The organism is Corynebacterium sp. Marseille-P4611, from assembly GCF_916618765.1.
Classification (GTDB): Bacteria; Actinomycetota; Actinomycetes; order Mycobacteriales; family Mycobacteriaceae; genus Corynebacterium; species Corynebacterium marquesiae.
The window spans coordinates 2,560,405-2,583,611 of the sequence record NZ_CAKAKD010000001.1; the positions used below are offsets into that span (position 1 = coordinate 2,560,405).

A 23,207-nucleotide genomic window follows, 5' to 3' on the forward strand; every position below is an offset into this window, starting at 1 on the left:
TCCGCTGGGAAAGACTAGTTATCGTTGGAGGAGCACCTGCTGGTGACCGTCGCGGAATGTTCCGCAGTGAACCTAGACATCGTAAACTCTCGGCGCGCGGAGCCAAAGGCGTTTGACGTGCATGTGGAAGGTGACCGCGTAAACGAAGATGGCGCATCTCGTCTGTCCGAGGTTCGCGTGGGCTTTGATCTATCGTTCCCAGATACACCCGAGGACAACCAAGCGCGCAAGCTGGTGGACAACCTGATTCGCATCTCCCACGAGAAGGACTGCACGGTCTCGCGCACGGTTGAGAACCCCACGAGGGTGAAGTTCAGCAACGTCTCGAAATAGCTCTCCTGCATAAATGCGCGACATGCGGTTTCGCTCCAGGGATAATTCCAGACCCCTTGCTATGGTGCAATTGTTCACTACTGTGACAAATGTGATTACTGCAGGAGCTCAACATGTCACCATCTTTCTCCCGTCGCGGCCTTTTTAAGGCTGGGGCTCTCGCCCTGACCGCAGGCGCTATCGGCGCTGCCGCACCGAATGCAGCGGCACTCGGACCGGTGCGCGGCACCATCATTGATTTCTCCGCCGGCGTACCTTCCCCGCAGGCAATTAAGAATGCCGGCCACATGGGCGCGATTCGCTACGTCTCCGACAAGCGCCCCGGCGCTGCGTGGATGACCGGCAAGCCGGTAACCCTCAAAGAGACTAAGGCCAATGCGGCAGTAGGCCTGCCCACTGCGTCGGTCTACCAATTCGGCCGTGCGGAAACCGCCGATTGGAAGCAAGGCGCAGCAGGTGCAGCAGTACACGCACCGAAGGCGATTGCCCTACACAAGAAGGCAGGCGGCCCCACCAACCGTCCGATCTACATCGCGATCGACGATAACCCCACCCGCGAGCAGTACACCCGCCAGATCCGCCCCTACCTGCAGGCGTTTTCCAAGACGCTGGAGCTGGCCGGCTACCAGACGGGCATCTACGGCAACTACAACACCATTGAGTGGGCGATCCAGGATGGCATCGGCAAGTACTTCTGGATGCATGACTGGGGTTCCAACGGCAAGATTCACCCGCGCACCACAATCCACCAGCTGCCGCACGGCAAGCAGCAGACCATCGGCGGCGTCATCGTTGACGTCAATGAGGTCTACGCCGAAGACTGGGGCCAGTGGACGCCAGGCAAGTCCGCGGCTCCTGCACCGGCAAAGAAGCCGACCGCCAATAAGCCACAGCCAAAGCCCGAGCCGCAGACTAAGGCCCCGAGCAATGGTTCGTCGGACCTGGTCAATCAGCTGAGCTCGCAGCTGCAGAGAACGCACCCGGAGCTACCGGAACTTCCGCAGGTCACCGCCGACGGCGTGACCTTTAATGGCAAGACGCTGAGCAACGATCAGATTCGCCAGCTAGCGAAGATCGTCGCAGAAACGGTTGCGAAGGCGCGGTAGTACTACTTCTTGGAAGGCTCGGAGGTTTTCTCCGAGCCCTTCTTTTTGTCTGCGGACTTCTTTTTGGACGTGGTGGATTCGCTAGTGGGCTCCTTGGACGTGGACTTTTCCTTCTTACCCTTGCCGGATTTCTCGTCCTTGTCCTTCTTGCTCGAGGGGGTAGTAGAGGTCTCCGAGGTGGAGGTCTCGATCGGCGGGACGTCCTCGCCGTCTTTGTACTTGAGGAAGCGCTCGGTGGCCTTGCCCAGATTCTTGCCGGTCACCTCGTCCTTGACGTAGTCGGTGAGGTCATCGGAGGAGCCGGTGATAGAGGCGGCGGCGACGAAGTTCTCGCCAAAGGAGACCGAGGAGTTAATGGACTTGTCATTGGACCAGCCCCACTTGCTGCCCACCACGTTGGAGAGCTTGGCGGTGCCATAATCCTGGCGGTAGCCGTCCTCTGAGATGGGATCGGCATGCGCCATGGCTACAAGCACCGGGTGGGTTTCATCGCGGTCGATGAGCTGCGAGATGAAGCTGGCGACGTCATAGGTAGAAGTCTGCGAATAGCCCCACTGCTCGCCGGCCTTGGTGGATTCGAGATTGAATTCATCGGCAATCGCGTCGATGGAATCCGGGTATTTGTCAAAGAGGTCTTCGGCGGACTTATCAGAGGAGCTAGCGATCATATCCAGCGCCTCATATTTGTCCTCGTACTCGCCCTTTTCCATCACGTAGGTGGCGATATAGAGCTTGATGAGGCTTAGCGCCGGGCGGGCCTCGTGCTCCGAGGCAGAGCCCATGTGCATGCCATCGTGCAGGCGGATATAGGTAATTGAATGACCCTCATCGCCCTCCAAGAACTCATTGGTTTCCGGTGGGACGTCGCGGTTGGTGTCTGTTGCTTTTAAGGGGGCGTCGGCAAGCGCATCGCTTTCGCGCTCGCTATTGCTGCACGCGGTGGTGGTCAAGGCGAGCATGCATACGGCCAAAGCGGCACCAGCCTTAACTGATGCCGCCTTGCGGGTCACGGACGTTCTAAGCACGTCCAACCACATTACCGGGTGTGTGCACTTTTCAAGCAATTAATGCTGCACGGGTGCCTCCACGCCCACGCCGGTAAGGGAGCGCACTTCCATCTCTGCGGAAAGCTCCTCAAAGTTGTCCGGCTTGGTCATGATGGACACCAACCAGCCGACGAAGAAGGACAGCGGAATGGAGACCAAGCCCGGCGAGGAAAGCGGGAAGATAGCCCAGTCCGCACCTGGGAACATGGAGCTCTCAGAACCGGAGACTGCCGGGGAGAAGAAGATGAGCACCAGGCAGGACACCACGCCGGTATACATGGAAGCCACCGCGCCCGCGGTGTTGAAACGGCGCCAGTACAGGGAGTACAGGATGGTCGGCAGGTTGGCGGAGGCCGCCACCGCAAACGCCAGGGAGACCAGGAATGCCACGTTCTGGGTCATGGCCAGGATGCCCAAGATGATGGAGACGATGCCAAGGACCACCACAGTGGCCTGGGAGACGCGGACCTGCTCAGCCTCGGTGGACTCGCCGTTGCGGATAACCGCGTGGTAGATATCGTGCGCAATGGATGCAGAGGCGGTAATGGCCAGGCCAGCAACCACGGCGAGCACGGTAGCGAAGGCCACGGCGGAAATAATCGCCATGAAGATGGAGCCGCCGATCTCGAGCGCGAGTAGTGGCGCTGCGGCATTGGCGCCGCCCGGGGCGTCGAGAATGCGGTCCGGACCCACCAGTGCTGCCGCACCGTAGCCCAGGACTAGGGTCATAAGGTAGAAGGCACCGATAATAACGATCGCCCAGGTAACGGAGCGGCGCGCCTCGGTAGCGGTGGGCACGGTGTAAAAGCGCATCAGCACGTGCGGCAGGCCGCCCACGCCGAGCACCAGGGAAATGCCCAAGGAAATAAAGTCCAGCTTGGTGGCGGTGGTGGCGCCGTACTGCAGGCCCGGAGCCATGATGTCTTTAGCCTCGTAGCCCTTCTCCTTAATCTGCTCGGAGGCGGCATGCATGTCGATGGCGTTATTAAACAGAGCGCTAAAGCCGCCGCGCAGGGCAATGAAGACCAGGAAACACATGATGACCACGCCGGCTACCAGGAGCACGGCCTTGATCATCTGCACGTAGGTGGTGCCTTTCATGCCGCCGACCAGGACGTAGACAATCATGAGCACGCCCACGATGCCCACGACGAGGGCCTGCCACTTGAACTCATGGATATCCAGCAGTACCGCAACCAAGGAGCCGGCGCCGGCCATCTGCGCGATGAGGTAGAAAAGCGTGACGAAGAGGGTGGCGATGGACGCCGCCACGCGCACGGGCTTTTGCTTCAGGCGGAAGGACAGGACGTCCGCCATGGTAAAGCGGCCGACGTTACGCATGGGCTCGGCAACGAGCATGAGTGCTACCAGCCAAGCAACGAAGAAGCCTACCGAGTACAAGAAGCCGTCGTAGCCGTTGAGTGCCACCGCGCCAACGATGCCCAGGAACGATGCAGCGGAGAGGTAGTCCCCGGAGATGGCCAGGCCGTTCTGGCGTCCGGAGAAGGTGCCGCCGCCGGTGTAGAAGTCCGAGGCCTTCTTCGTGGTCTTTCCGGCGCGCAGCACCACCGCCATGGTGATGAAAAGGAAGATGCCGAAAATAGAGATATTCAAGATGGGATTGCCGGCGGAAGATTCTGCGGCGAGGGTGGTGGTAGTCATTAGTTGCCCTCCAGCTCTTCACGGATGGCGGCCGACTTCGGCTCGATATTCTTATTGGCGTACTTCACGTAGATCCACGTGATGATGAAGGTGGTGAGGAACTGGGCTAGGCCGAAAACCAGCCCGACGTTCCAGCCACCGCCGAGCTCGATCGCCATGAAGTCAGGGGCAAACACGGCGGCTAGAACGTAGACCACGTACCACACGAAGAAGGCCACGGTCATAGGGAAGGTAAAACTCCGGTAGGTGCGGCGCAGCTCGCCGAATTGGGCGGAGTCGCGCATCGCAATGAACTCGCTACCGGTGGGTTCGCGGCGCGAGACAGGAGTTGCAGCTACGTCACTCATAGAGCATCGTCTCCTTGGGTGAGAGGAACTTAGGTCACACGAGATAGTGTGTTACTTCTCACTATCCACGCTGATCTGTAAGTTACAGAACATTTTCTGCAAGGTTGTAAACTCTGCCAAGAAAAGCTTCCACTCCCCCACCCTTTTAACCCCATAGGCTTCACTGAACTGGAATAACATCTTTAGCAAACTACCCCCGAAGGAAGAATTTTTTACCCCTTGTAAAGATTGTTAACAGCCGCTTGGCAAAAGAAAAAGCCCCTGTGAGGGGGCTTAATCGGCGGTTGATGTTACTCTTCGTTGCCTGGGAATTCGCGCGGGTCATTGAACATGCGGCCAAAGCCTTCCTGGCCCTCAAGGGCGTCAATGGCAGATACTTCCTCCGCCGTGAGCTCTAGCTCGGTGGCGGCCAAGTTTTCCTTCAAGCGCTCGGTGCGCGCGGACTTCGGAATGACGGAGATGTCCTTGGACATGAGGTACGACAGTACTACCTGTCCCTCGGTGGCCTCGTGGTCAGCAGCAGCCTGCTCGATTGCGGGGTTATTGAGCACAACGCCACGTGCCAGCGGGGCCCATGCCTCGGTGACGATGTCATTATCGTGATGGAAGGCGCGCAGGCTGGATTGGGTAAAGCCCGGGTGAATCTCCACCTGGTTGAGCACCGGAGAAATGCCGGTGGTGGAAATGAGATCCTTGAGCACGTCTTCGTAGAAATTCGCCACACCGATGGACGCAATCTGACCCATGCCCTGCAGGCGGGCGATAGCCTCAAAGGTCTCGTTGTACAGGCCACCCTGCGGCCACGGCCAGTGGATAAGGTACAGGTCGAGGTAGTCCAGCTGCAGATCCTTAAGCGACTGCTGGAATGCCTCTTCCACCTTGTGCTCCCCCTGGTGGGAGTGCCATACCTTGGAGGTAATAAAGAGCTCATCGCGGGTGACGTCGCCGGCATCCATTGCCTGCTTCAGGGCGGTGCCTACTGCCTCTTCATTCTTGTAGAGCGTGGCGGTATCGAAGTGGCGGTAGCCCAAATCGATGGCCTCGCGGATGACGCGGATGCATTCCTCGTCATATAGCTTGTACGTACCCAAGCCCAGCTGGGGCATTTCGCGGTCATCATTGAAAGTTACGGTTGGCACAGTCATGCCCTCCATTGTGCCGCAGTTTTTCTGACCGCGCCGAAAACGACGAAACCCCAGGGCGAACCCTGGGGTCGAGCGCTTCTAGTCGGCGCGGATGAGGTCAATGATAAAGACCAAGGTGCGGCCGGATAGCGGGTGCGCGCCACCGGCGGGGCCGTAGGCCTTTTCCGGCGGGATGATGAGCTTGCGGCGACCGCCCACCTTCATTCCCGGGATGCCTTCTTGCCAGCCGGCGATGAGACCGGTCAGCGGGAACTCGATGGACTGGCCACGGTCCCACGAGGAATCGAATTCTTGGTTGGTCTCGTATTCAGCGCCGACGTAGTGGACCTCCACTACGGCACCAGGCTGCGCCTCAGCACCGTCGCCGACGACGATGTCTTCTACGACAAGGTCGGTCGGCGCTGGGCCAGACTGGGCTTCAATAACAGGCTTATCCATGGGGATTATTCTCCTTGGGAAATCTAGTTTGTTCGTGCGGTCGCATTAAAAACCGAACCGAGCTGCACCTATTATAGGTGCTACCACCCGATTCGGCTTAATTTGGCGACCCCGCGGGACGCTTTAGCGCTCGTTACGTGGGGTAACCTTGCGCAAAGTCTCGCCGGTGTAAATCTGGCGCGGACGGTTGATCTTGGTGTTGATCTCCAGCTGCTCGCGGTACTGTGCAATCCAGCCCGGCAGGCGGCCGATGGCGAAGAGGACGGTAAAGAAGTCCGTCGGGAAGCCCATGGCGCGGTAGATCAGGCCGGTGTAAAAGTCCACGTTCGGGTAGAGCTTGCGGGAGACGAAGTAATCGTCACTGAGCGCAATTTCTTCCAGCTTCATGGCCAGATCCAGCATTGGGTCGCCGCCCAAGTGATCGATGATCTCGTGGGCAGTCTCCTTGACGATTGCCGCGCGTGGGTCGTAGTTCTTGTACACGCGGTGGCCAAAGCCCATGAGGCGAACGCCCTTTTCCTTATTCTTCACGCGGTTCATGAAGTCGGTAGCGTCACCATCGTGGTTGTTCTGGATATCTTCCAGCATCTCCAGAACGGCCTGGTTTGCGCCGCCGTGCAGCGGGCCGGACAGGGCGTTAATGCCGCCGGCGATGGAGACAAACATATTAGCCTGAGCGGAACCAATCATGCGCACGGTGGAGGTGGAGCAGTTCTGCTCGTGGTCAGCGTGGAGGATAAGCAGCTTATCCAGGGCCTTAGCTACAACCGGATCAACCTCGTACTCCTCAGTCGGGTAGCCGAACATCATGCGCAGGAAGTTTTCGCGGGCGTTCAGGCTATTATCCGGGTACATATAAGGCTTACCCTGGGAAGCACGATAAGCATAGGCCGCCAGCATTGGAACCTTAGCCAGCAGACGGACGGTGGCCTTATCCAGCTGCTCCGGGTCCAGCGGGTCAAGCTGATCCTGGTAGTACGCGGAAAGAATGTTAAGGGAGGAAGCCAGCACGGCCATTGGGTGCGCGTTGCGCGGGAAGATATTGAACGCGGCCTTGAAGTCCTCATCCAACAGGGTGTGGTGGCGGATTTCGCGGTTAAAGTGGCTGAGCTCTTCCTCGTTAGGCAGATGCCCCTTGATCAGCAGATAAGAAACCTCGTTAAAGGAAGCGTTTTCCGCCAGGTCCGCGATATCGTAACCGCGGTGGCGCAGGATGCCCTCTTCACCGTTAATGAAGGTGATCTTGGACTCGGTGGAACCGGTGGAGGTATAACCAGGGTCGAAAGTAACGAGCCCGGTCTCGTTACGGAGCTTGGAAATGTCAAAGCCGGAGTCACCCTCGGTGGACTGCTTGATGTCCATCTCGTACTCGCCGCCTGGGTACTGGAGCACTACCTTGTTGTCTTCAGAAGCCACGGAAGTTCCTTTCTCTATGTGAAGAGTCACTATTAAGCACTAACTTAAGGAAGCTAGCTTGATACCTCTTCACACTTTAGCAAACTTTGTGACGCCGCCAACAGGATTTGGCCGGCTAAAATAACTGCCGTTCGACCGGAACTGTTCTACACTGACTTGCATGAGCACACCCGAACTTACGCTGCCTGCCGACCTCCTGCCTGCCGACGGCCGCTTTGGCTGCGGCCCCTCCAAGGTTCGCCCCGACCAGCTTGCGGCCATTGACCCCGCGGTCATGGGCACCTCCCACCGCCAGCCGGCGGTAAAGAACCTCGTAGGTTCGGTGCGAGAAGGCTTGAGCGATCTTTTCTCCCTGCCAGAGGGCTACGAGATCGTCCTTTCTCTAGGCGGCGCCACCGCCTTCTGGGATGCGGCCACCTTTGGGCTCATTGAGCGCCACTCCGCCCATCTCACCTTTGGCGAGTTTTCCACTAAATTTGCCAAGGCCGCCGCGGGTGCACCCTGGCTCGATGCCCCATCCATCGTGGAGTCCCCCGTGGGCACCGCACCCGACCCGCACGAACTTTCTGCGGAGGCGGACGTCGTCGCTTGGGCACACAATGAAACCTCCACCGGCGCGATGGCAGAAGTCACCCGCCCGCACCCCCGCAACGATCAGCAGCTGGTGGTCGTGGACGCCACCTCGGGTGCAGGCGGCCTGCCCGTAAACATCTCCGATACGGACGTCTACTACTTCTCGCCGCAAAAGTGCTTTGCTTCCGACGGCGGCCTGTGGTTCGCCGCCATGTCCCCCGCCGCACTGGAGCGGATTGAGAAAATCAACGCCTCCGAGCGCTATATCCCCACCTTCCTCAACCTGCAGACGGCAGTAGATAACTCCCGCAAGAACCAGACCTATAACACCCCGGCAATCGCCACCCTGCTCATGTTGGATAACCAGCTCCAGTGGATGAATGCCAACAGCGGCCTGGACGGCATGGTTGAGCGCACTACGGAGTCCTCCACCACGCTGTATAGCTGGGCCGAATCCCGCCCGGAGACCACTCCCTTCGTCGCGGAGCCTGCGTCCCGCTCGCTCGTGGTGGGCACCATCGACTTCTCCGAGTCCGTCGACGCCGCAGCGCTCGCCGCCACCCTGCGCGCCAACGGCATCCTGGACGTGGAGCCGTACCGCAAGCTGGGCCGTAACCAACTGCGCATCGGCATGTTCCCGGCTATTGAGCCGGCCGATATCGCCAAACTGACCCAATGCATCGACTATGTCTTGGATGCGAATTAACGCATCACCCCCAACATGCCCCGCCGCCTCGCAGGCCGCGGGGCATTTTCACGTTATAGTTGAATGCATCACAGATTTGTCCGCCGTCGATAGGCAAAAGGAGCGCCCTATTATGCGCGAGCTGTTCCCAGTTGACAGCGAATCGACCGAAACCTCTTTGGTGCTGCGCACCGAAGACGGCGAAGAGTTTTTCCTCTCCATCACCGATGAGCTGCGCGAGGCCCTGCAGGGCGAGCCGGTAGAAACCCCGGAAGAGGAACCGGCAGCTCCGGCCATCAGCCTGGCCAAGCCCACCAAACCGGAACCGGTGGAAGAGACAAAGATCCGCCCGGCGGAGATCCAAAACCGCATTCGCGCCGGCGCCTCCGCGGCGGAGTTGGCGGAAGAAATGGGCGTGACCGAATCTCGCATCGAGCCCTTCGCCTACCCGGTCATGCTGGAGCGCAACCGCATCGCGGAGATTGCCAAGCAGGCACACCCCGTCCGCGAGGACGGACCGGCCAAACTCACCCTGTGGGAGGTTCTGGCCACCGCCTTTGCCGCCCGCGGACACTCGCTCTCCGAGTCCAGCTGGGACGCCTACCGCCACCAGGGCGAGGCCTGGATCGTGCGCGTGACGTGGAAGGCCGGCTTGTCCGAGAACGAGGCGGAGTGGTACTTCAAGCAGTCCATGTCCTCGCCTGCCACGGTGGAGGCGCGCAACTCGGTGGCCGCGGACCTGACAGACCCGGATTTCGTCCAGCCGGTGCGCTCGCTGACCTCGCTGGGCAGCGGCCGCTATGACGAAGCTATCGATGGCGACCAGCCGAGCAACGTCACCGACCTCACGGCGCCGACCACCCCTCCGGAAGAGCCGGAGGAAGAGGAGTTCTTGCAGAACCCCTCGCCAGAAGAAAAGCCCACCAAACGCCGCCGCCAGGCTGTCACCCCGCATTGGGAGGACGTGCTGCTCGGTGTTCGCTCCAATACCAAGCGCCCTAGGGACTAATCGTGGACATCTCTCACGCAGTACTTACTCTCTGGTACATCTCTCAACCCAATGCGGAAGAGGTGTTGAAGACCGAGCCCAAGGCGGATCGCGGCTTTGGGCGAAAATTCCTCGCCCAGCTGGACCCGACCTTCCCGGTCACGCCGATTGGGCAATTCCCGCTCAACCGCTCCGCGCAGACGGATCCGAACGAGTACTACATCGGCGGCTACCCCGGCATCACCGTGGTGCAAACGGTCTGCGAGGGGGATTCTGTTCTCCTTTCCCAGCTGCCAGAAACGCTCCTTAATGCGGTGCCCGCCCAGCGCGTCATTGCGCTGGCCAGCAACGAGAAAGAAGGCTATGCCGGCTTCGCCCTGTGGGAGGGCGGCGAGCTCAAGCGCTGTCTATGCGCTACCCGCGAGCACCTCTACGAGGACACCGGTCTGCCTGAGCCCTTCGAGGCGCCCTACTGGGCAGGCGAAAAGTACGAGCCGATCGGAGGGATTTCCCTCCCCTTTGAGCCGCAGGGCATCATGCAGGCAGCCCAGGAACACTGGCTCGGCATCGAGGTGGGCCATGATGGCCCGGATCTGGACGTTGTGGGCTACGCCGTCGATGGCCGCCCAGAGCCAAAGATCGACCCGCCGAAGCCCAAGCAAACCGTGGGGGAACTAGCCGCGCAGTCGGCCAATAAGCTGGGCCTGAACGACTATGACGACTACGAGGATCATAGCGCCGAGCCGGAATCCACCGGCGAGGAAATCATCTCCACCGCCAAGCACTTGGGCTCGCTCATTGGCAATTGGAGCGCTCAGACGTTTAAGTCGCTCAAGGAGCGCTGGCGCTCATAAAAGGAAATGGCGGCGGCGGTCGCCACATTAAGAGAATCGGTGCCAGGGGCCATCGGTATGCGTGCGCGTATATCGGTGGCCTTCATTGCGTGTTCGGTAAGGCCGGGGCCCTCCGCGCCTACGAGCATCGCCACCTTATCCAGGCCATGCATGGCCTCGGCCAAGTGCACCGCCTGGGGGTTGGGGGTTAAGGAAATGAGGGTAAAGGAGGCGTCGGCAAGCGCCTGCAAGGAACGCTGCCAGGTAGTAAACCCGCCCTCTAAATGGGCAAAGGGCAAGCGCAGCACGTGCCCCATGGACACGCGCACCGAGCGACGATAGAGCGGATCCGCCGCACCGGAGCCCAGCAGCACCGCATCCACGCCCATGCCGGCGGCATGGCGGAAGATGGCACCGATATTTTCATGATCGCCTACGCCCTCGAGCACGGCGATGGTCTTGGCGGATTCCACGATCTCGCTCACCTCCGGCTCCGGGGCGCGGTCCGCGGCGGCGACCAGCCCGCGGTGCATATCGAAGCCGGCCACCTCCGCTAGGGTCTCGCGAGAAACCTCGTAGATGGGGGACTCGGGTTCGCCATACTCGGAAATATAGGCCTCCACCTTCTTGGGAAAGCCCACGAGGCAGCGCATGGGGAACCGGGATTCGGCCAGCCGGGAGACCACCAGCGGGCCCTCTGCAATGACGAGACCCTCGCCGGACTTATCGGATTTGTTGAGGTTCCGAATATCGTCCAGGCGAGGGTCTGCAGGGTCAGTAATCAGCATGCCCTTAGGCTAGCCGATAGCATTGGAAATCGGATCCATGCCAAAGAAAATCACGAAGAGGCCTGCCAAGAGCCACATGATCCAGTGCACGTCCTTGGCCTTGCCGGCGAAGGTGGACATGAGCGCGAAGGAGATGAAGCCCACGCCGATGCCGTTGGCAATGGAATAAGTAAACGGCATGGTCACGATGGTCAGGAAGGCGGGGATGGCGATCTCCATCTTGGTCCAGCGGATCTCGGTCAGCTGCGCGGCCATCATCACGCCCACGATGACGAGTACCGGGGAAGCGGCCTCGATGGGCACGATCTCATAGAGCGGGGTCAGGAACATCGCGGCGAGGAACAGCACACCGGTCATGAGGTTGGCTAGGCCCGTGCGGGCGCCATCGGCAATACCGGCGGAGGAATCCGCAAAGACGGTATTCGAAGAAGCAGAGCCCAGGCCGCCGGCCACTGCACCAAAGCCCTCAACGACGAGGGCCTTCTTCATATCGGGGAGGTTGCCGTCGGCGTCGACAAGCTTGCCTTGCTTGCCCAGGCCGGTCATGGTGCCCATCGCGTCGAAGAAGTTGGTGAGCAACAGGGTAAAAATCAGCAGGATGGTGGAGACCACGCCGATCTTCGTAAACGCGCCCACCAGGTTCACATCGCCCACGATGGACAGATCCGGAATGCCGCCGAGCGCCTCCGGCTTCACGGGCGCGGCCATGCCCCAGTCCTCGGAGCCGGTAAACGCCTGGATAATAAACGCGATGACGGTGGTGAGCACTATGGCGATGAAGAGCCCGCCCGGCACGTTCCGGATGACCATGAACGAACAGATAATGAGGCCGATGACAAAGACCAGCGCGGGCCAAGTAGAAATCGAACCATTGATGCCCAGGCCCACCGGCACGGTGGTGTGCGCGGCGTCCGGCACGCGGGTGACAAAGCCACCATCCACGAGGCCGATCATGGCGATAAACATGCCGATGCCCACGCCCATCGCCGCCTTCATGGACTGCGGGATGGCGTCAAAGACGGCGGTACGGAAACCAGAGATGGCCAGCAGGACGATGATGATGCCCTCGATGACCACCAGGCCCATGGATTCCTGCCAGGTCAGCCCGCTGGTGGCGACCATGCTCACGCCCACGAAGGTATTCATGCCTAAGCCTGCGGCCATAGGGAAGGGATACTTGGCAATCGCGCCGAAAAGGATGGACATGACGCCGGCGACCAGTGCGGTGGCGGCGGCGACCTGTGGCACGCCCAGCGCGTAGCCCTCCGCGTCCTCGGTAGTACCGAGGATGAGCGGGTTCAAGAGAATGATATAGGCCATGGCGAAGAACGAGACCGTTCCCGCGCGTAGCTCGGTTCCAATGGAGGAACCACGTTCAGAGATATGGAAGTAGCGATCGAGAGTGGCTTTCAACGCCTGCGCCTTTCACGTACAGCGAGTCTTACGCCATAAGTGTGCTGCCTTAATCCTCGATTTCAAAATCCTGGAAGATGGGCTTTTCATCATCGAAGGCCACTTCCGGGGTCTTTTCTTCCCGCACGCGCGTCTGCGAATGCGCACCGCAGCCATAGCGCGAGTGCACCACTCGGCCGTCCGCCGAGTACTCATTGGCGCAGACGCCGTAGTTGTCCATCAGCTGCACATAAAACGCGCAGGTGCGGCATTGCAGGCGCGCCTTGGCCGCCATATCCGTATTCGGTCCAAACTCGGTGCGCCAGCGCTTCTTGGCGTCTTCCAGGCCGGACTTGGAAAGTTTGTCACCGTCTAGCCGGGAATCATCCACGGCCGGTGGCATCAGGTCTCCGGGTCCAAGGTCACCGGGGCGCACGCGGTCCTCATAGGGCACCCATTCCGGCGGCTGCAGGGCCTCCCCTCCCGGCACCAGCGCCACCTCATTGACGGTGACGTAGCGCGATCCTTCCGCGCAGGCGAGCACCGCCTGCCATTCCCAGCCAGGGTAGCCAGGCATTTCTGCTTCAAATCGGTGGGTAGCAACGTTTCGGCCCATCCCGGCGACGCCGATATGCTTGCCGACGCCCCCTTCCCCCACCTCATCCAACGCCTCGCGCGCGATGCGCACGGCGCGGGAATCGATCAACGGATTTGCTTTTCGCTTACTCACGCCCCTCATTATTCATTATGGAGCGCACGCGATGGTACATATGGTGCATGTCGTTTCTTTCCCGCGCCGCCTGCATTCTCCTCCCCTGCACGCTCGTCGCCTGTTCCTCTACACCAGCAGAACCCGAAGTAGAGCACCTCTCCGTCGAGGTTCTCGGCACCGCTTCCTTGCCGCCCAATTCCTTTACGCAGGGCCTCGAAACCGATCCGGACGGCAACCTGCTCCTGGGCACCGGCCAATGGGGAGAATCCCGCTTGGAGCGCTTCTCCCCCGAAACCGGCGAAACCTTGGCCGAAACGCGCCTGGATAGCAGCTACTTTGGCGAGGGCATCACCCAAGCCGGCGATTCCATCTGGCAGCTGACCTGGAAGTCCGGCCAAGCCCTGAAATACGACCACGACCTGCGCCAAGTAGATACCGCCACCTACTCAGGCGAGGGCTGGGGCCTGTGCAATACCGGCGAGGATCTCCTCATGTCCGATGGCTCCGCGACCCTGCGGCACATGGACCCAGAGACCTTCGCGGAGCGCTCCACTACCGACGTCACCCTAGAGGGAAAGCCCCTCGAAGACATCAATGAACTCGAGTGCGTGGGCGATGACGTCTACGCCAATGTGTGGATGGATGACAACATCTACCGCATCGATCCCTCCACCGGCCGCGTGACCGCCGTAATCTCCACCGACGCGATTGATAAGTCCCGCTATACCGACCCCGATGATGTCCTCAACGGCATCGCGCACATCACAGACGATGAGTTCTGGCTTACCGGCAAGCGGTGGGAAGAACTCTTCCACGTTCGAGTAAGGTAAAGGCCCATGGCAACCCGTAAGGAAGCAAGGAAAAAGTCGCTGCTGCAGATCTTGGCCCTCATCGTGGTCGTGGCGGTCATCGTCGCCGCCGTAGTGATCTTCCAAAACTGGTGGAACCAGCGCCCGGGTCCCGATCCCCGCGACATCAAGGTCACCGCCTCCGTGGGCGATAAGTCCATCGACGTCGCCCCGTACATTGCATGCGAGCCCGGCTCCGAGTGCCCGGAAGGCGAGGTTCCGAACCTCACCGTGGGCGATGATGACACCCTCAAGCTCGATATTCCCGAAGAAATCTCCGACCACGAGTGGAAGATTCTTTCCATCTACGATGACCCCGCCGCCAACGATGAGACCGCGCACGGCGCAAACGAGACCACCGAGGTATCGATCCCCGGCTCGGTAGAACCCATCAAGGCCTCTACCGGCAAGCGCCCCCGACTCAAGGTGGTGGAGATTTCCTCCATGATGATCGGCACCGATGACAACGGCGACGAAACCCCCTTGGCCACCGTGTGGTCGCTGACCACGATGACCGATAAAGAACGAGAAGCCTCCGCGGAGGAATCCACGAAGGCTTCTGATTAGCTATCCAAATCCTTCGCGATTGCGCGGAGGATTTCTGCTACCTGGCGCCCAGTCTTGCGCTCCGGGTAACGACCGGAATTGAGCACCGGCTGAATCTGCGACTCCAGCAAGGTCATTACGTCAGAGACCATGCTGCCGAGCTCTTCCGGCTTGCGGGCCGGCGTGCGGCGACGCGGCTTATCCAATACCTTGACCCGCAGCGCCTGCGGACCGCGGCGCCCGGCCGCGAAGTCGAAGTCGATGCGCTGGCCGGGGAACAGTTCCTCTACTCCCTTGGGCAGCACGTTGCGGCCAACATAAACGTCTTCATCGCCCGGGTTGCTGACGAAACCGAAACCTTTCTCGGCGTCATACCACTTCACTTTGCCAATAGGCATAGGTACCCACCTCTTCTCTAGGGGAAAATCTTTATTTTAGCCGCCTGGTCAAAACAACAGAAGTCGCGCACTCTGATGCGACACACCCGCTTTACATGACATAGATCACAAGTTATTGCTCACCTGCAGAAACGTCCCCTTACCCACCACATTTGCCCCTTTTCTTTCCCGTTTAGTGCCCATAACGTGACACTTTCGTTATAAACCGCTACGCTGTCCTCCAAACACTTAAGAGCCGTTAAGAAAGTTGCCCTCGCCCGCCCTTTCTTTTTGGTACATATTTTTGCACTTAATGCGGGCACACAGAGAGGACTAACTACATGGGACGCCACTCCGCTAAGAACCGTATGGCCGCTAAGTTCACCGCCGGCACCGTCGCCTTCGGCGCCGCCGCTGCCATCATGGCACCGACCGCATCCGCTGCCCCAGATTCCGACTGGGACCGCCTGGCACAGTGCGAGTCCGGCGGCAACTGGCACATCAACACCGGCAACGGCTACCAGGGCGGGCTGCAGTTCAACCCGCAGACCTGGCAGGCCAATGGTGGCGGCCAGTTCGCTGCTACCGCTGACCAGGCTACCCGCGAGCAGCAGATTGTCGTCGCCGAGCGCGTGCTTGCCTCCCAGGGCTGGGGCGCATGGCCGGCTTGCTCCGCTTCCCTTGGCCTGAACTCCGCTCCGACCCAGCGCACCGCTCCGTCCGCTGCCCCTAAGGCTCCGGCCCAGGCACCGGCTCCGGTCAAGCAAGCTGCCGCTCAGAAGTCCGACGAGCTGGCCGTTGATGCTCTGTACAACACCATCAAGAATGCCGCTAACTCCTACGGCCTGGCTCTGCCCCCGCAGTTCACCGAGCTGTACAAGGCTAACCGCCACGACTTCAACAACTTCTACTCTGCCAACCGCAACGTCATCGACCCGATTGCGCAGATGATTGAGAACATCACCCGCTAAGGCATAGCGATAAAAGGGCCCCTTTGCAGTATGAACTGGCCCCCGAAAGTTGGACTGGTTTAATTCTAGGCGGTTAGGGCTTCAAGGGTCTGATTTCGATATTGCATCGGGGTCAGACCCTTGAGTCGTTGTTGGATGCGTTCGGTGTTGTACCACTGGATGTACTCGTCGATGGCCTGGTTGAACTCTGCGACGGTGTCGAAGACTTCTCCGTGGTACATCTCGGTTTTTAAGTGCCCGAAGAAATTCTCCATGACCGCGTTGTCGTAACAGTTGGCTTTACGCGACATTGACTGAACACCACCGTTGTCATGAATCAGGTTGCGCCAGGACGAATGCTGGTACTGGAAACCTTGATCGGTATGCATCATCCACCCAGGCTCAGGCGCACACGTTTTAATCGTCTTAGTTAAAGAATCGGCGGTAAACGCTGTCGACGGCGATGTAGCCACGGTGTGGGCAACGATTGAACGGTCGAACAGATCCATCACCGGTGACAGGTAGACCTTGCGGCCTGCGACCCTGAACTCGGTGACGTCGCTAACAAAGACGGTATTTGGCTTATCTGGAGTGAACTTGCGGTCAAGTGTGTTGTCGGCAATGTGGCTGATCGTCCCGTTATAAGAAACATATGGCCTGCGCTGGCGGACCTTGGCTCGAAGACCCATCTCGCTCATGAGTTTGTAGACGAGCTTGTGATTGACCACCCATCCCTGGTTGCGCAGGTCAAGTAGCACTCGTCGGTAGCCGTAGCGATGCTTGTTACGCTCGAAGCTTTCTAAGATTGCGTCTTTGAGCGCAGCGTGCTTATCCGGCTCGCTGAGTCGTTTCTGGTGGTAGAAGAACGTCGACCGTGCCATGCCGGCCGCATCCAAAAGGTATTGCAGACGATGCCGTGACTTGAGGATGACAATCGCCTGAACTTTCAGGCGTGTCCCTGATTCCTCAAGTCCCGCAATTTTTTTAGATATGCGTTTTCCGCTTCCAACCGCGCGATCTGGCGACGCAGCTTCGCTTCCTCCGAGAGCGGCTTCGGCGTGACCGAGCCTTTGGGCCTGCCCTTTGGCTTCGGTTTTAGTGCCTCATCGCCACCTTTACGCCATTTCCGCGACCATCCGCTGACCAGCTTCTCTGATGACAGGCCAAACTCGCGCGCAAGATTCATCGCTGTCTCACCAGAAAGGTGGCGTTGGACAACTTCCTTCTTGATTTCGAACGAATACTGCTGCTTAGTCGGTTTTTCCACAAGACATAGTCTGCCATGCAGTTTAAACCGACGATAGAGCATACGGGCGGCGTATGTGGAGACACCAAGAGCAGTAGCAGCGGCACGATAGCCTATGCCTTGCTCAAATAGTTCAACCAACTGCTCCCGCTGATGCTCACTCACCAAACTTCGGGCTCTCAATGAAAACTACTCCCCACTAATCGGAAACTGATTTCTCAGTCCAACTAATGGGGAGCAGTTCAGTAGCAAGGGGCCCTTTTTGTATGAAAGAAAAATCCCCGCACCAAGGCGGGGAAATACTCTAGCGATTGATGCGAGTATAAGGGTGAACGTAGTTCAGCTTCTCTGCCGGCATCGGCAAGATCAGATCATCGCCGTAGGGGCTGGACGCACCAGCAAAAGGCGCAGAGATTTCCGTGATTGCATGCTCGCGATTTTCGTTCTTCGGCCAAGCCGGGGAAACGTGACCCTTCTTCTCATTCGACATAGCCCTTATTATTTCAAACCTTGCGCAAAAACGTAACTCAAACGATAACTAAACTGGGGTGACATCATGACTCAGTCTTCCCACCTCCCGCATTTCCGCACGTGGCTCGCCTCCCTTGAGGAAGAAGAGCTCGCCACCATCCTCCGCAACCGGCCGGATGTGCTCAATCCCCTACCCCCGAGCATCGCCGCGCTCGCTACCCGCCTGCTACTGCGCACTTCTATCGCGCGGGCGCTCATGAACTGCACTGCACGGCAGCTTGCGGAAATCGAAGCCATCGCGCGCCGCGGAGGAGAACTCGAAGAAGTAGAAGACCTTAATCCGGATATCACCCGCCAGCTCAAGGAGCGCGGCCTGGCCTACGGCAACATCCTCATCCCGCCCGAGGTCATGCCTGCTCTTCCCACGGGTTGGTCCCTCCTCGACCAGGTCCAGGTTAGCCCGGAGGACATCGCAGAGCTGCCGGATGAAGAACGGAAGGTTCTCGAGACCCTGTCGCGTTCCAATGGCCTGGGCACCACGCGGGATGCGGCCATCGATGCGGATCCGGCCCGGCCGATTCCGCGGCTCATCGCCAAGCAGCTGCTCCAGCGCGTGGACGCCACCACCGTCCGCCTGCCTCGCGCCGTGCACCTGGCGCTCAACGGCAAGCCCACCGCCCCAATCCCGGTAGAGGGGATCACCGAATCCCCCGCCGCGGATCCCAAGGCCGATGATGCCGGTACTGCGGCCGGGCTTTCCGCCGTGCGCGGCATGCAGCGCGTCATTGACGCCCTAGGCGCACGGCCGATAGAACTGCTCAAGGACAAGACCGTCGGCGTTCGCCAACTCACCAACCTGAGCAAAACCCTCACTATCGATGAAGGGGAGCTGCGTCGCCTCATTGAGCTCGGCATGACCGCCCGCCTGCTCAGCCGCGGCGAACCGAAAAACTTCGACGGCAATTTCCTCGCGCCAACGGAGCTCGCCCAGGCCTGGCTCGACGCGAGCCTCGCCGAAAAGTGGCAGGTCCTGCTCGAGGCGTGGACTGCCTCCCCATGGACCAAGGAAGGCCGCACGCTAGCGCACACCAACGACCGGCTGCCGGAATTTAGACAAAAGGTCCTGCAGGTCTACCTGCGCGGGGCGAAGCCCACCTTCGGGGAGTCCCTGCGTTTCCACTTTCCGCTCTTTGCCACGCACACTTCGGACGAAACCATCGCGGAACTCCGCGCGGAAGCCGAGTGGATCGGCGCCATTGCCCTTGAGCGCCCCACCAGCGTGCTTATCGACGCCCCCGAAGCCGCCGCCCGCCTGACCCCCGACACGGTCGATTACTTCCTCATCCAAGCGGATATGACCGTCCTGGTTCCCGGCCCGCTCGATCCGGAGACCCACCAGCGGCTCGAATCCGTCGCCGACCTCGAGTCCCCCGGCCTGGCCAGTGTCTACCGCATCTCGGACGCTTCCCTGCGCCGCGGGCTCGATCGTGGCATGACTGGGGAGGAAATCCAGGCCTTCTTCGCAGCCCACGGGGAGGTACCGCAGACGCTGGAGTTCCACATCGGGGACGTCGCCAAGCGCCATGGCACCCTGCGCTCCGGCCCGGCGCTGTCCTACCTGCGCAGCGAGGACCCGGCTCTCCTCCAGATTGCGCTCAAGGCAGCGCCCTTGCGCCTGCTCGCGCCCACCGTCGCGGTATCCCAATTGCCGGTGCACGACCTGCTGGAGCGCCTGCGCGACCACGGACTCTCCCCCGCGGCCGAGGACGAAAGCGGCGCCAGCCTCACCGTCGCGCCCGAACCGGCCACCCTGCCGACGCCCACCGCCCGGCGAGCCACCGCTTCCCCGGACATCGCGAAGGCCATGCGCACCCTGCGCGACGACGCCGCCCCTACTACTCCCAGCCTCGACATAGTCCACGCCGCCGCGCGCACTGCCCGGCCGATCACCATCGGCTATGCGGATAAGAACGGCAACGAAAAGAAACGCACCGTCACCCCGCTGACCGTGGCGGGAGGGCAAATCGACGCTCGCGCGGCCGATGGCTCTACCATCCGGTTTCCCTTGCACCGAATCACCTCCGTTACGCTGGAGCCATGAATGGACCATTGATTGTGCAGTCGGATAAGACCGTCCTGCTCGAGGTGGATCACGCCCAGGCCGCTGAGGCCCGCGCCGCGCTCGCTCCCTTTGCGGAGCTCGAGCGCGCCCCTGAGCACGTGCACACCTACCGCATCACCCCGCTCGCGCTGTGGAATGCCCGCGCGGCCGGGCACGACGCTGAGCAGGTCGTCGACGTCCTAGAAACCTACTCCCGCTTTCCGGTCCCCCAAGCCCTGCTTGTCGACGTCGCCGAAACCATGTCCCGCTACGGCCGCGTCCGCCTCCACGCTCACCCGGCCCACGGCCTCATCCTCGAGTCCGATGAGCCGCCCATCCTGGAAGAACTTACCCGCGGCGCTACCGGAAAACTCCTCGGCGCCCGCATCGACGAGAACTCCATCGCCGTCCCGCCCTCCGAGCGCGGCCGCCTTAAACAAGCCCTCCTCAAGGCCGGCTGGCCGGCAGAAGATCTCGCCGGCTACGTCGATGGCGAGTCTCATCCCATCGCCCTCAATCACGACGGCTGGCAGCTACGCGACTACCAGCAGTACGCTACCGAAGCCTTCTGGTCCGGCGGCTCCGGCGTCGTCGTGCTCCCATGCGGCGCCGGCAAAACCATCGTCGGCGCCGCTGCGATGGCCAAGGCGGAATCCACCACGCTCATCCTGGTCACCAATACCGTCGCCGGCCGCCAATGGCGCGACGAGCTCCTGCGCCGCACCACCCTGACCGAAAACGAAATAGGCGAATACTCCGGCGAAAAGAAGGAAATCAAGCCCATCACCATCGCCACCTACCAAGTGGTCACCCGCAAAACCAAGGGCGAATACCGCGCCCTCGAGCTCTTCGATTCCCGCGACTGGGGCCTCATCATCTACGACGAGGTCCATCTCCTTCCCGCCCCGGTGTTCCGCATGACGTCGGACCTGCAATCGCGGCGTCGGCTAGGGCTTACCGCTACCCTCGTGCGCGAGGACGGCCGCGAGGGCGACGTCTTCTCCCTCATCGGACCCAAGCGCTACGACGCCCCGTGGAAAGAACTCGAAATGGCCGGCTATATCGCCACCGCCGAATGCATCGAGGTCCGCGTGGATATGGACGCCGAGGAACGCATGCTGTATGCCACCGCCCAACCCCGCGACCGCTACCGCATCGCCGCCCAAGCCGCCGCAAAGCTCCGTGCGGTGGACAAGATCCTGGCGCGCCACCCAAAGCAGGCGCTCATCATCGGCGGTTACGTTGACCAGCTCAAGGAGCTCGGCGCACATCTCGACGCCCCCGTTATCGACGGCTCCACCTCCACCGCCAAGCGCGAGCGCCTCTTCCAACAATTCCGCGACGGCACACTTCCTGTTCTCGTGGTGTCCAAGGTGGCCAATTTCTCCATCGATCTTCCCGAGGCAGCCCTAGCCATCCAGGTCTCCGGTACCTTCGGCTCCCGCCAAGAGGAGGCCCAACGCCTCGGCCGACTGCTGCGCCCCAAGGAAGAGGAAGCCCTCTTCTATTCGCTGGTCACCCGCGATAGCCTCGACGCGGACTACGCCGTGCACCGCCAGCGTTTCCTCGCCGAGCAGGGATATGCCTACCGGCTTATCGACGCACTAGACTTGGAACAATGAAAATCTTCAAGTTCGACGTAGACGAGTCCTTTGCCAAGGCCAATAACGAGCTCTTGCGCGATTCCAACCGCCTTCGCATCTCCGGCCTCGTGCTGGGCATCCTGCTCATCATCGGCGGCGCGGCCATCTGGTGGGGATTTTCCTGGGGCATTACCATCGGCCTCGGCATGATTCTATTCGGAATCATGGTAGCCATCGTCGGCTTTGCCGCCGCCCGTAAAGTCGGCACCGCCCAGCAACTCTATGACTCCTATCCCCTCGCTCCGGCTGTCATCGCTGAGGTTAACGAGCGCGACATGGTCCTGCTCGCCCTAGTCAACACCAACGTGGATCCTTCCCTGTCTCCCCGTTGGGCCGCTTGCCTGCGCACCGTGACTGCCATTCCCGGCATCCAGCGAACCGTGGGCACCAAGGTTCCCGTCGCCGCTGTTTCCGGCCGCGCGGACAACAACCACTGGCAGCAAATCACCCCTATGCCCATCGCATGGGGCACCCCTGACGCCGAAACCGTCACCATTGCCCGGAAAGCCATCCCCCAAGATCAGTGGCAGCGTCTCGAGCGCGCCCGCAAGCGCCTTTCCGACGTAAAAGCTACGAAGTTCGACCTCCTAGTTCTCTAGGGCTCCACAAACCTTTCTGGGTACAGCATTACTTCTAGGAGCGGGTCCGGCCACTTGTTGAGAACTATCCGGGCGACCTCTTCCTCCCTTTCGGAGAAATGATCCCTCGCTAGTTCCACCCAGAATTGCCCGCAAGACCGCGCCTGCCAATCTGGATCAGATTCGGTTCCACGCTTCGCGTACTCCCACGCAGCGTCATTCTCACCGATTTCTTCTAAGGCTTTAGCTGCCTCTTCGAAATAAACCGCGTAGCTACCCTCAGCCAGGTGTGTACGAATGATTGCTTCGACGTCTTGATCTAAAACCGCAAAGCGCTTCTCCATATACTTACGGCGGATAACATCTGCGTTTTCCGCCCAAGCGCGCACCCGAGCCAGGCCGTCTTCTCCGAGGACCGTTGAATATGCAACAGGGTCAAGATCGAAGTAATCAACCTCGTTGCTCTCATGGAAATCAATGAACCACTCGGCCAGCTCCATTGGCGCAGGCTTGGCGCGCTGTGCGCTCTTAGCATGGAGCTCGATAAGCTCTTCAACAACCTCACTTAACATGCCAAGTGAGTCATCCGCATTGGCTATCACATCTACGGCAATCTCCAGCGCTTCTTGCACAACCGAGAATACTTGGGCTGGATCCTCCGAAGGGTCCTCCACGGCAAAATCGAGCACGCCAATTCCATTTTGCATTTTCAGTGCACGTCTAGCTGCCCGGTCCTCATCAAGAAAGGATCGGGTCCTACTCTGAAAAAATGGCAAGGCGATGGCAGCCAGTGAGCTCATCAGTTCGGCCTCCTCGGTAGGCTGTCAGCCCATTTTAACGGCATCCCCTACCCTTTTGAAGTGCCCCGGGTTTTGTTCCTAGGCATTTGCCTTGATTTCTATTATTGCTTGCGGCGGGTGCTGGTCCCAAAATTCGGTTTCCACTTCGACCGGGGTTCGGTATCCCAAGCTTTGGTGAAGCCT

The 23,207-nt window shown here is 60.2% G+C and carries 24 protein-coding genes; 11 read left to right on the top strand and 13 right to left on the bottom strand.

All coding sequences use genetic code 11. The features are described from left to right. Positions 1-42: 42 nt before the first annotated feature. Positions 43-333 (top strand): OsmC family protein, encoded by a 291-nt coding sequence (locus LG376_RS12305; RefSeq protein ID WP_225747321.1) that lies wholly within the window; start codon positions 43-45, stop codon positions 331-333. Between the two features lie 113 nt (positions 334-446). Next, complete coding sequence (locus tag LG376_RS12310) at positions 447-1,439, top strand: DUF1906 domain-containing protein (protein ID WP_225747322.1); 993 nt, start codon at positions 447-449, stop codon at positions 1,437-1,439. A 2-nt stretch (positions 1,440-1,441) separates the two neighbouring features. Here LG376_RS12310 and LG376_RS12315 read toward each other — a convergent pair whose 3' ends face one another. From LG376_RS12315 to LG376_RS12340, 6 genes are all read right to left on the bottom strand, one after another. Next, the gene (locus LG376_RS12315) at positions 1,442-2,476 is read right to left on the bottom strand and encodes a hypothetical protein (protein ID WP_251068581.1); all 1,035 of its coding nucleotides are present in this window, start codon (positions 2,474-2,476) and stop codon (positions 1,442-1,444) included. Positions 2,477-2,503: 27 nt separating this feature from the next. After that, on the bottom strand, positions 2,504-4,147 hold the full coding sequence (locus LG376_RS12320) for a cation acetate symporter (protein WP_225747324.1): 1,644 nt from the start codon (positions 4,145-4,147) through the stop codon (positions 2,504-2,506). Then, positions 4,147-4,494, bottom strand: coding sequence for a DUF485 domain-containing protein (locus tag LG376_RS12325; RefSeq protein WP_225747325.1), 348 nt, complete (start codon positions 4,492-4,494; stop codon positions 4,147-4,149). The genes LG376_RS12320 and LG376_RS12325 overlap by 1 nt, the downstream gene beginning before the upstream one ends. Positions 4,495-4,784: 290 nt before the next feature. After that, on the bottom strand, positions 4,785-5,648 hold the full coding sequence (locus LG376_RS12330; RefSeq protein ID WP_198492708.1) for an aldo/keto reductase: 864 nt from the start codon (positions 5,646-5,648) through the stop codon (positions 4,785-4,787). 69 nt (positions 5,649-5,717) lie between these two features. Beyond that, a complete protein-coding gene (locus LG376_RS12335) occupies positions 5,718-6,077 on the bottom strand; it encodes an FKBP-type peptidyl-prolyl cis-trans isomerase (protein WP_005323855.1) in 360 nt (119 codons plus the stop codon). Positions 6,078-6,200: 123 nt separating this feature from the next. Beyond that, on the bottom strand, positions 6,201-7,493 hold the full coding sequence (locus LG376_RS12340; RefSeq protein ID WP_225747326.1) for a citrate synthase: 1,293 nt from the start codon (positions 7,491-7,493) through the stop codon (positions 6,201-6,203). A 160-nt stretch (positions 7,494-7,653) separates the two neighbouring features. Between LG376_RS12340 and serC the strand changes: the two genes are divergently transcribed. The 3 genes from serC to LG376_RS12355 all read left to right on the top strand — a co-directional run bounded on the left by serC (position 7,654) and on the right by LG376_RS12355 (position 10,593). Then, positions 7,654-8,772, top strand: a complete 1,119-nt coding sequence (gene serC, locus LG376_RS12345; protein ID WP_225747327.1) for a phosphoserine transaminase — start codon at positions 7,654-7,656, stop codon at positions 8,770-8,772. A 112-nt stretch (positions 8,773-8,884) separates the two neighbouring features. After that, positions 8,885-9,760 carry a septation protein SepH gene (sepH, locus tag LG376_RS12350; RefSeq protein WP_225747328.1) on the top strand — a complete coding sequence of 292 codons (876 nt, stop codon included), beginning with the start codon at positions 8,885-8,887 and terminating at the stop codon, positions 9,758-9,760. Between the two features lie 2 nt (positions 9,761-9,762). Next, on the top strand, positions 9,763-10,593 hold the full coding sequence (locus LG376_RS12355; RefSeq protein ID WP_225747329.1) for a hypothetical protein: 831 nt from the start codon (positions 9,763-9,765) through the stop codon (positions 10,591-10,593). Here LG376_RS12355 and LG376_RS12360 read toward each other — a convergent pair. The 3 genes from LG376_RS12360 to LG376_RS12370 are packed head-to-tail and all read right to left on the bottom strand — an operon-like array spanning position 10,554 to position 13,491. Beyond that, positions 10,554-11,360, bottom strand: coding sequence for an RNA methyltransferase (locus LG376_RS12360; protein WP_225747330.1), 807 nt, complete (start codon positions 11,358-11,360; stop codon positions 10,554-10,556). The two genes, LG376_RS12355 and LG376_RS12360, sit on opposite strands and share 40 nt — an antisense overlap. Before the next feature lie 9 nt (positions 11,361-11,369). Then, on the bottom strand, positions 11,370-12,773 hold the full coding sequence (locus tag LG376_RS12365; protein WP_225747331.1) for an NCS2 family permease: 1,404 nt from the start codon (positions 12,771-12,773) through the stop codon (positions 11,370-11,372). A gap of 49 nt (positions 12,774-12,822) precedes the next feature. Then, positions 12,823-13,491, bottom strand: coding sequence for a DUF3027 domain-containing protein (locus LG376_RS12370; protein WP_225747332.1), 669 nt, complete (start codon positions 13,489-13,491; stop codon positions 12,823-12,825). Between the two features lie 38 nt (positions 13,492-13,529). On the opposite strand from LG376_RS12370, the gene LG376_RS12375 reads away from it, so the two are divergent. Continuing rightward, positions 13,530-14,294, top strand: a complete 765-nt coding sequence (locus LG376_RS12375) for a glutaminyl-peptide cyclotransferase (protein WP_225747333.1) — start codon at positions 13,530-13,532, stop codon at positions 14,292-14,294. Between the two features lie 6 nt (positions 14,295-14,300). Further along, positions 14,301-14,879 (top strand): DUF2771 domain-containing protein, encoded by a 579-nt coding sequence (locus LG376_RS12380; protein ID WP_225747334.1) that lies wholly within the window; start codon positions 14,301-14,303, stop codon positions 14,877-14,879. Here LG376_RS12380 and LG376_RS12385 read toward each other — a convergent pair. Then, positions 14,876-15,256 (bottom strand): cold-shock protein, encoded by a 381-nt coding sequence (locus tag LG376_RS12385; RefSeq protein WP_005323875.1) that lies wholly within the window; start codon positions 15,254-15,256, stop codon positions 14,876-14,878. The genes LG376_RS12380 and LG376_RS12385 overlap by 4 nt on opposite strands. 320 nt (positions 15,257-15,576) lie before the next feature. Between LG376_RS12385 and LG376_RS12390 the strand changes: the two genes are divergently transcribed. Then, positions 15,577-16,206 (top strand): resuscitation-promoting factor Rpf1 domain-containing protein, encoded by a 630-nt coding sequence (locus tag LG376_RS12390; RefSeq protein ID WP_304505945.1) that lies wholly within the window; start codon positions 15,577-15,579, stop codon positions 16,204-16,206. Between the two features lie 65 nt (positions 16,207-16,271). On the opposite strand, the gene LG376_RS12395 is transcribed toward LG376_RS12390, so the two are convergent. Both LG376_RS12395 and LG376_RS12400 read right to left on the bottom strand, forming a co-directional pair. After that, a protein-coding gene (locus LG376_RS12395; protein ID WP_370633397.1) for an IS3 family transposase occupies positions 16,272-17,614 on the bottom strand; the annotation gives its coding sequence in 2 pieces (ribosomal slippage) (positions 16,272-17,173 and positions 17,173-17,614; 1,344 coding nt in all). A 121-nt stretch (positions 17,615-17,735) separates the two neighbouring features. After that, on the bottom strand, positions 17,736-17,921 hold the full coding sequence (locus tag LG376_RS12400; protein ID WP_023022020.1) for a hypothetical protein: 186 nt from the start codon (positions 17,919-17,921) through the stop codon (positions 17,736-17,738). 66 nt (positions 17,922-17,987) lie between these two features. Between LG376_RS12400 and LG376_RS12405 the strand changes: the two genes are divergently transcribed. The 3 genes from LG376_RS12405 to LG376_RS12415 are packed head-to-tail and all read left to right on the top strand — an operon-like array spanning position 17,988 to position 22,245. Next, entirely contained in the window at positions 17,988-20,003 is a 2,016-nt protein-coding gene (locus LG376_RS12405; protein WP_225747335.1) for a helicase-associated domain-containing protein, read from the top strand. Continuing rightward, positions 20,000-21,625, top strand: coding sequence for a DNA repair helicase XPB (locus tag LG376_RS12410; protein ID WP_225747336.1), 1,626 nt, complete (start codon positions 20,000-20,002; stop codon positions 21,623-21,625). The genes LG376_RS12405 and LG376_RS12410 overlap by 4 nt, the downstream gene beginning before the upstream one ends. Further along, positions 21,622-22,245: a DUF3239 domain-containing protein gene (locus tag LG376_RS12415; protein ID WP_225747337.1), complete on the top strand. Its 624-nt coding sequence runs from the start codon at positions 21,622-21,624 to the stop codon at positions 22,243-22,245. Before LG376_RS12410 ends, LG376_RS12415 begins: the two co-directional genes overlap by 4 nt. Here the strand turns inward: LG376_RS12415 and LG376_RS12420 are convergent. Next, positions 22,242-23,024, bottom strand: a complete 783-nt coding sequence (locus tag LG376_RS12420) for a hypothetical protein (protein ID WP_225747338.1) — start codon at positions 23,022-23,024, stop codon at positions 22,242-22,244. The genes LG376_RS12415 and LG376_RS12420 overlap by 4 nt on opposite strands. Positions 23,025-23,207: the final 183 nt, after the last annotated feature.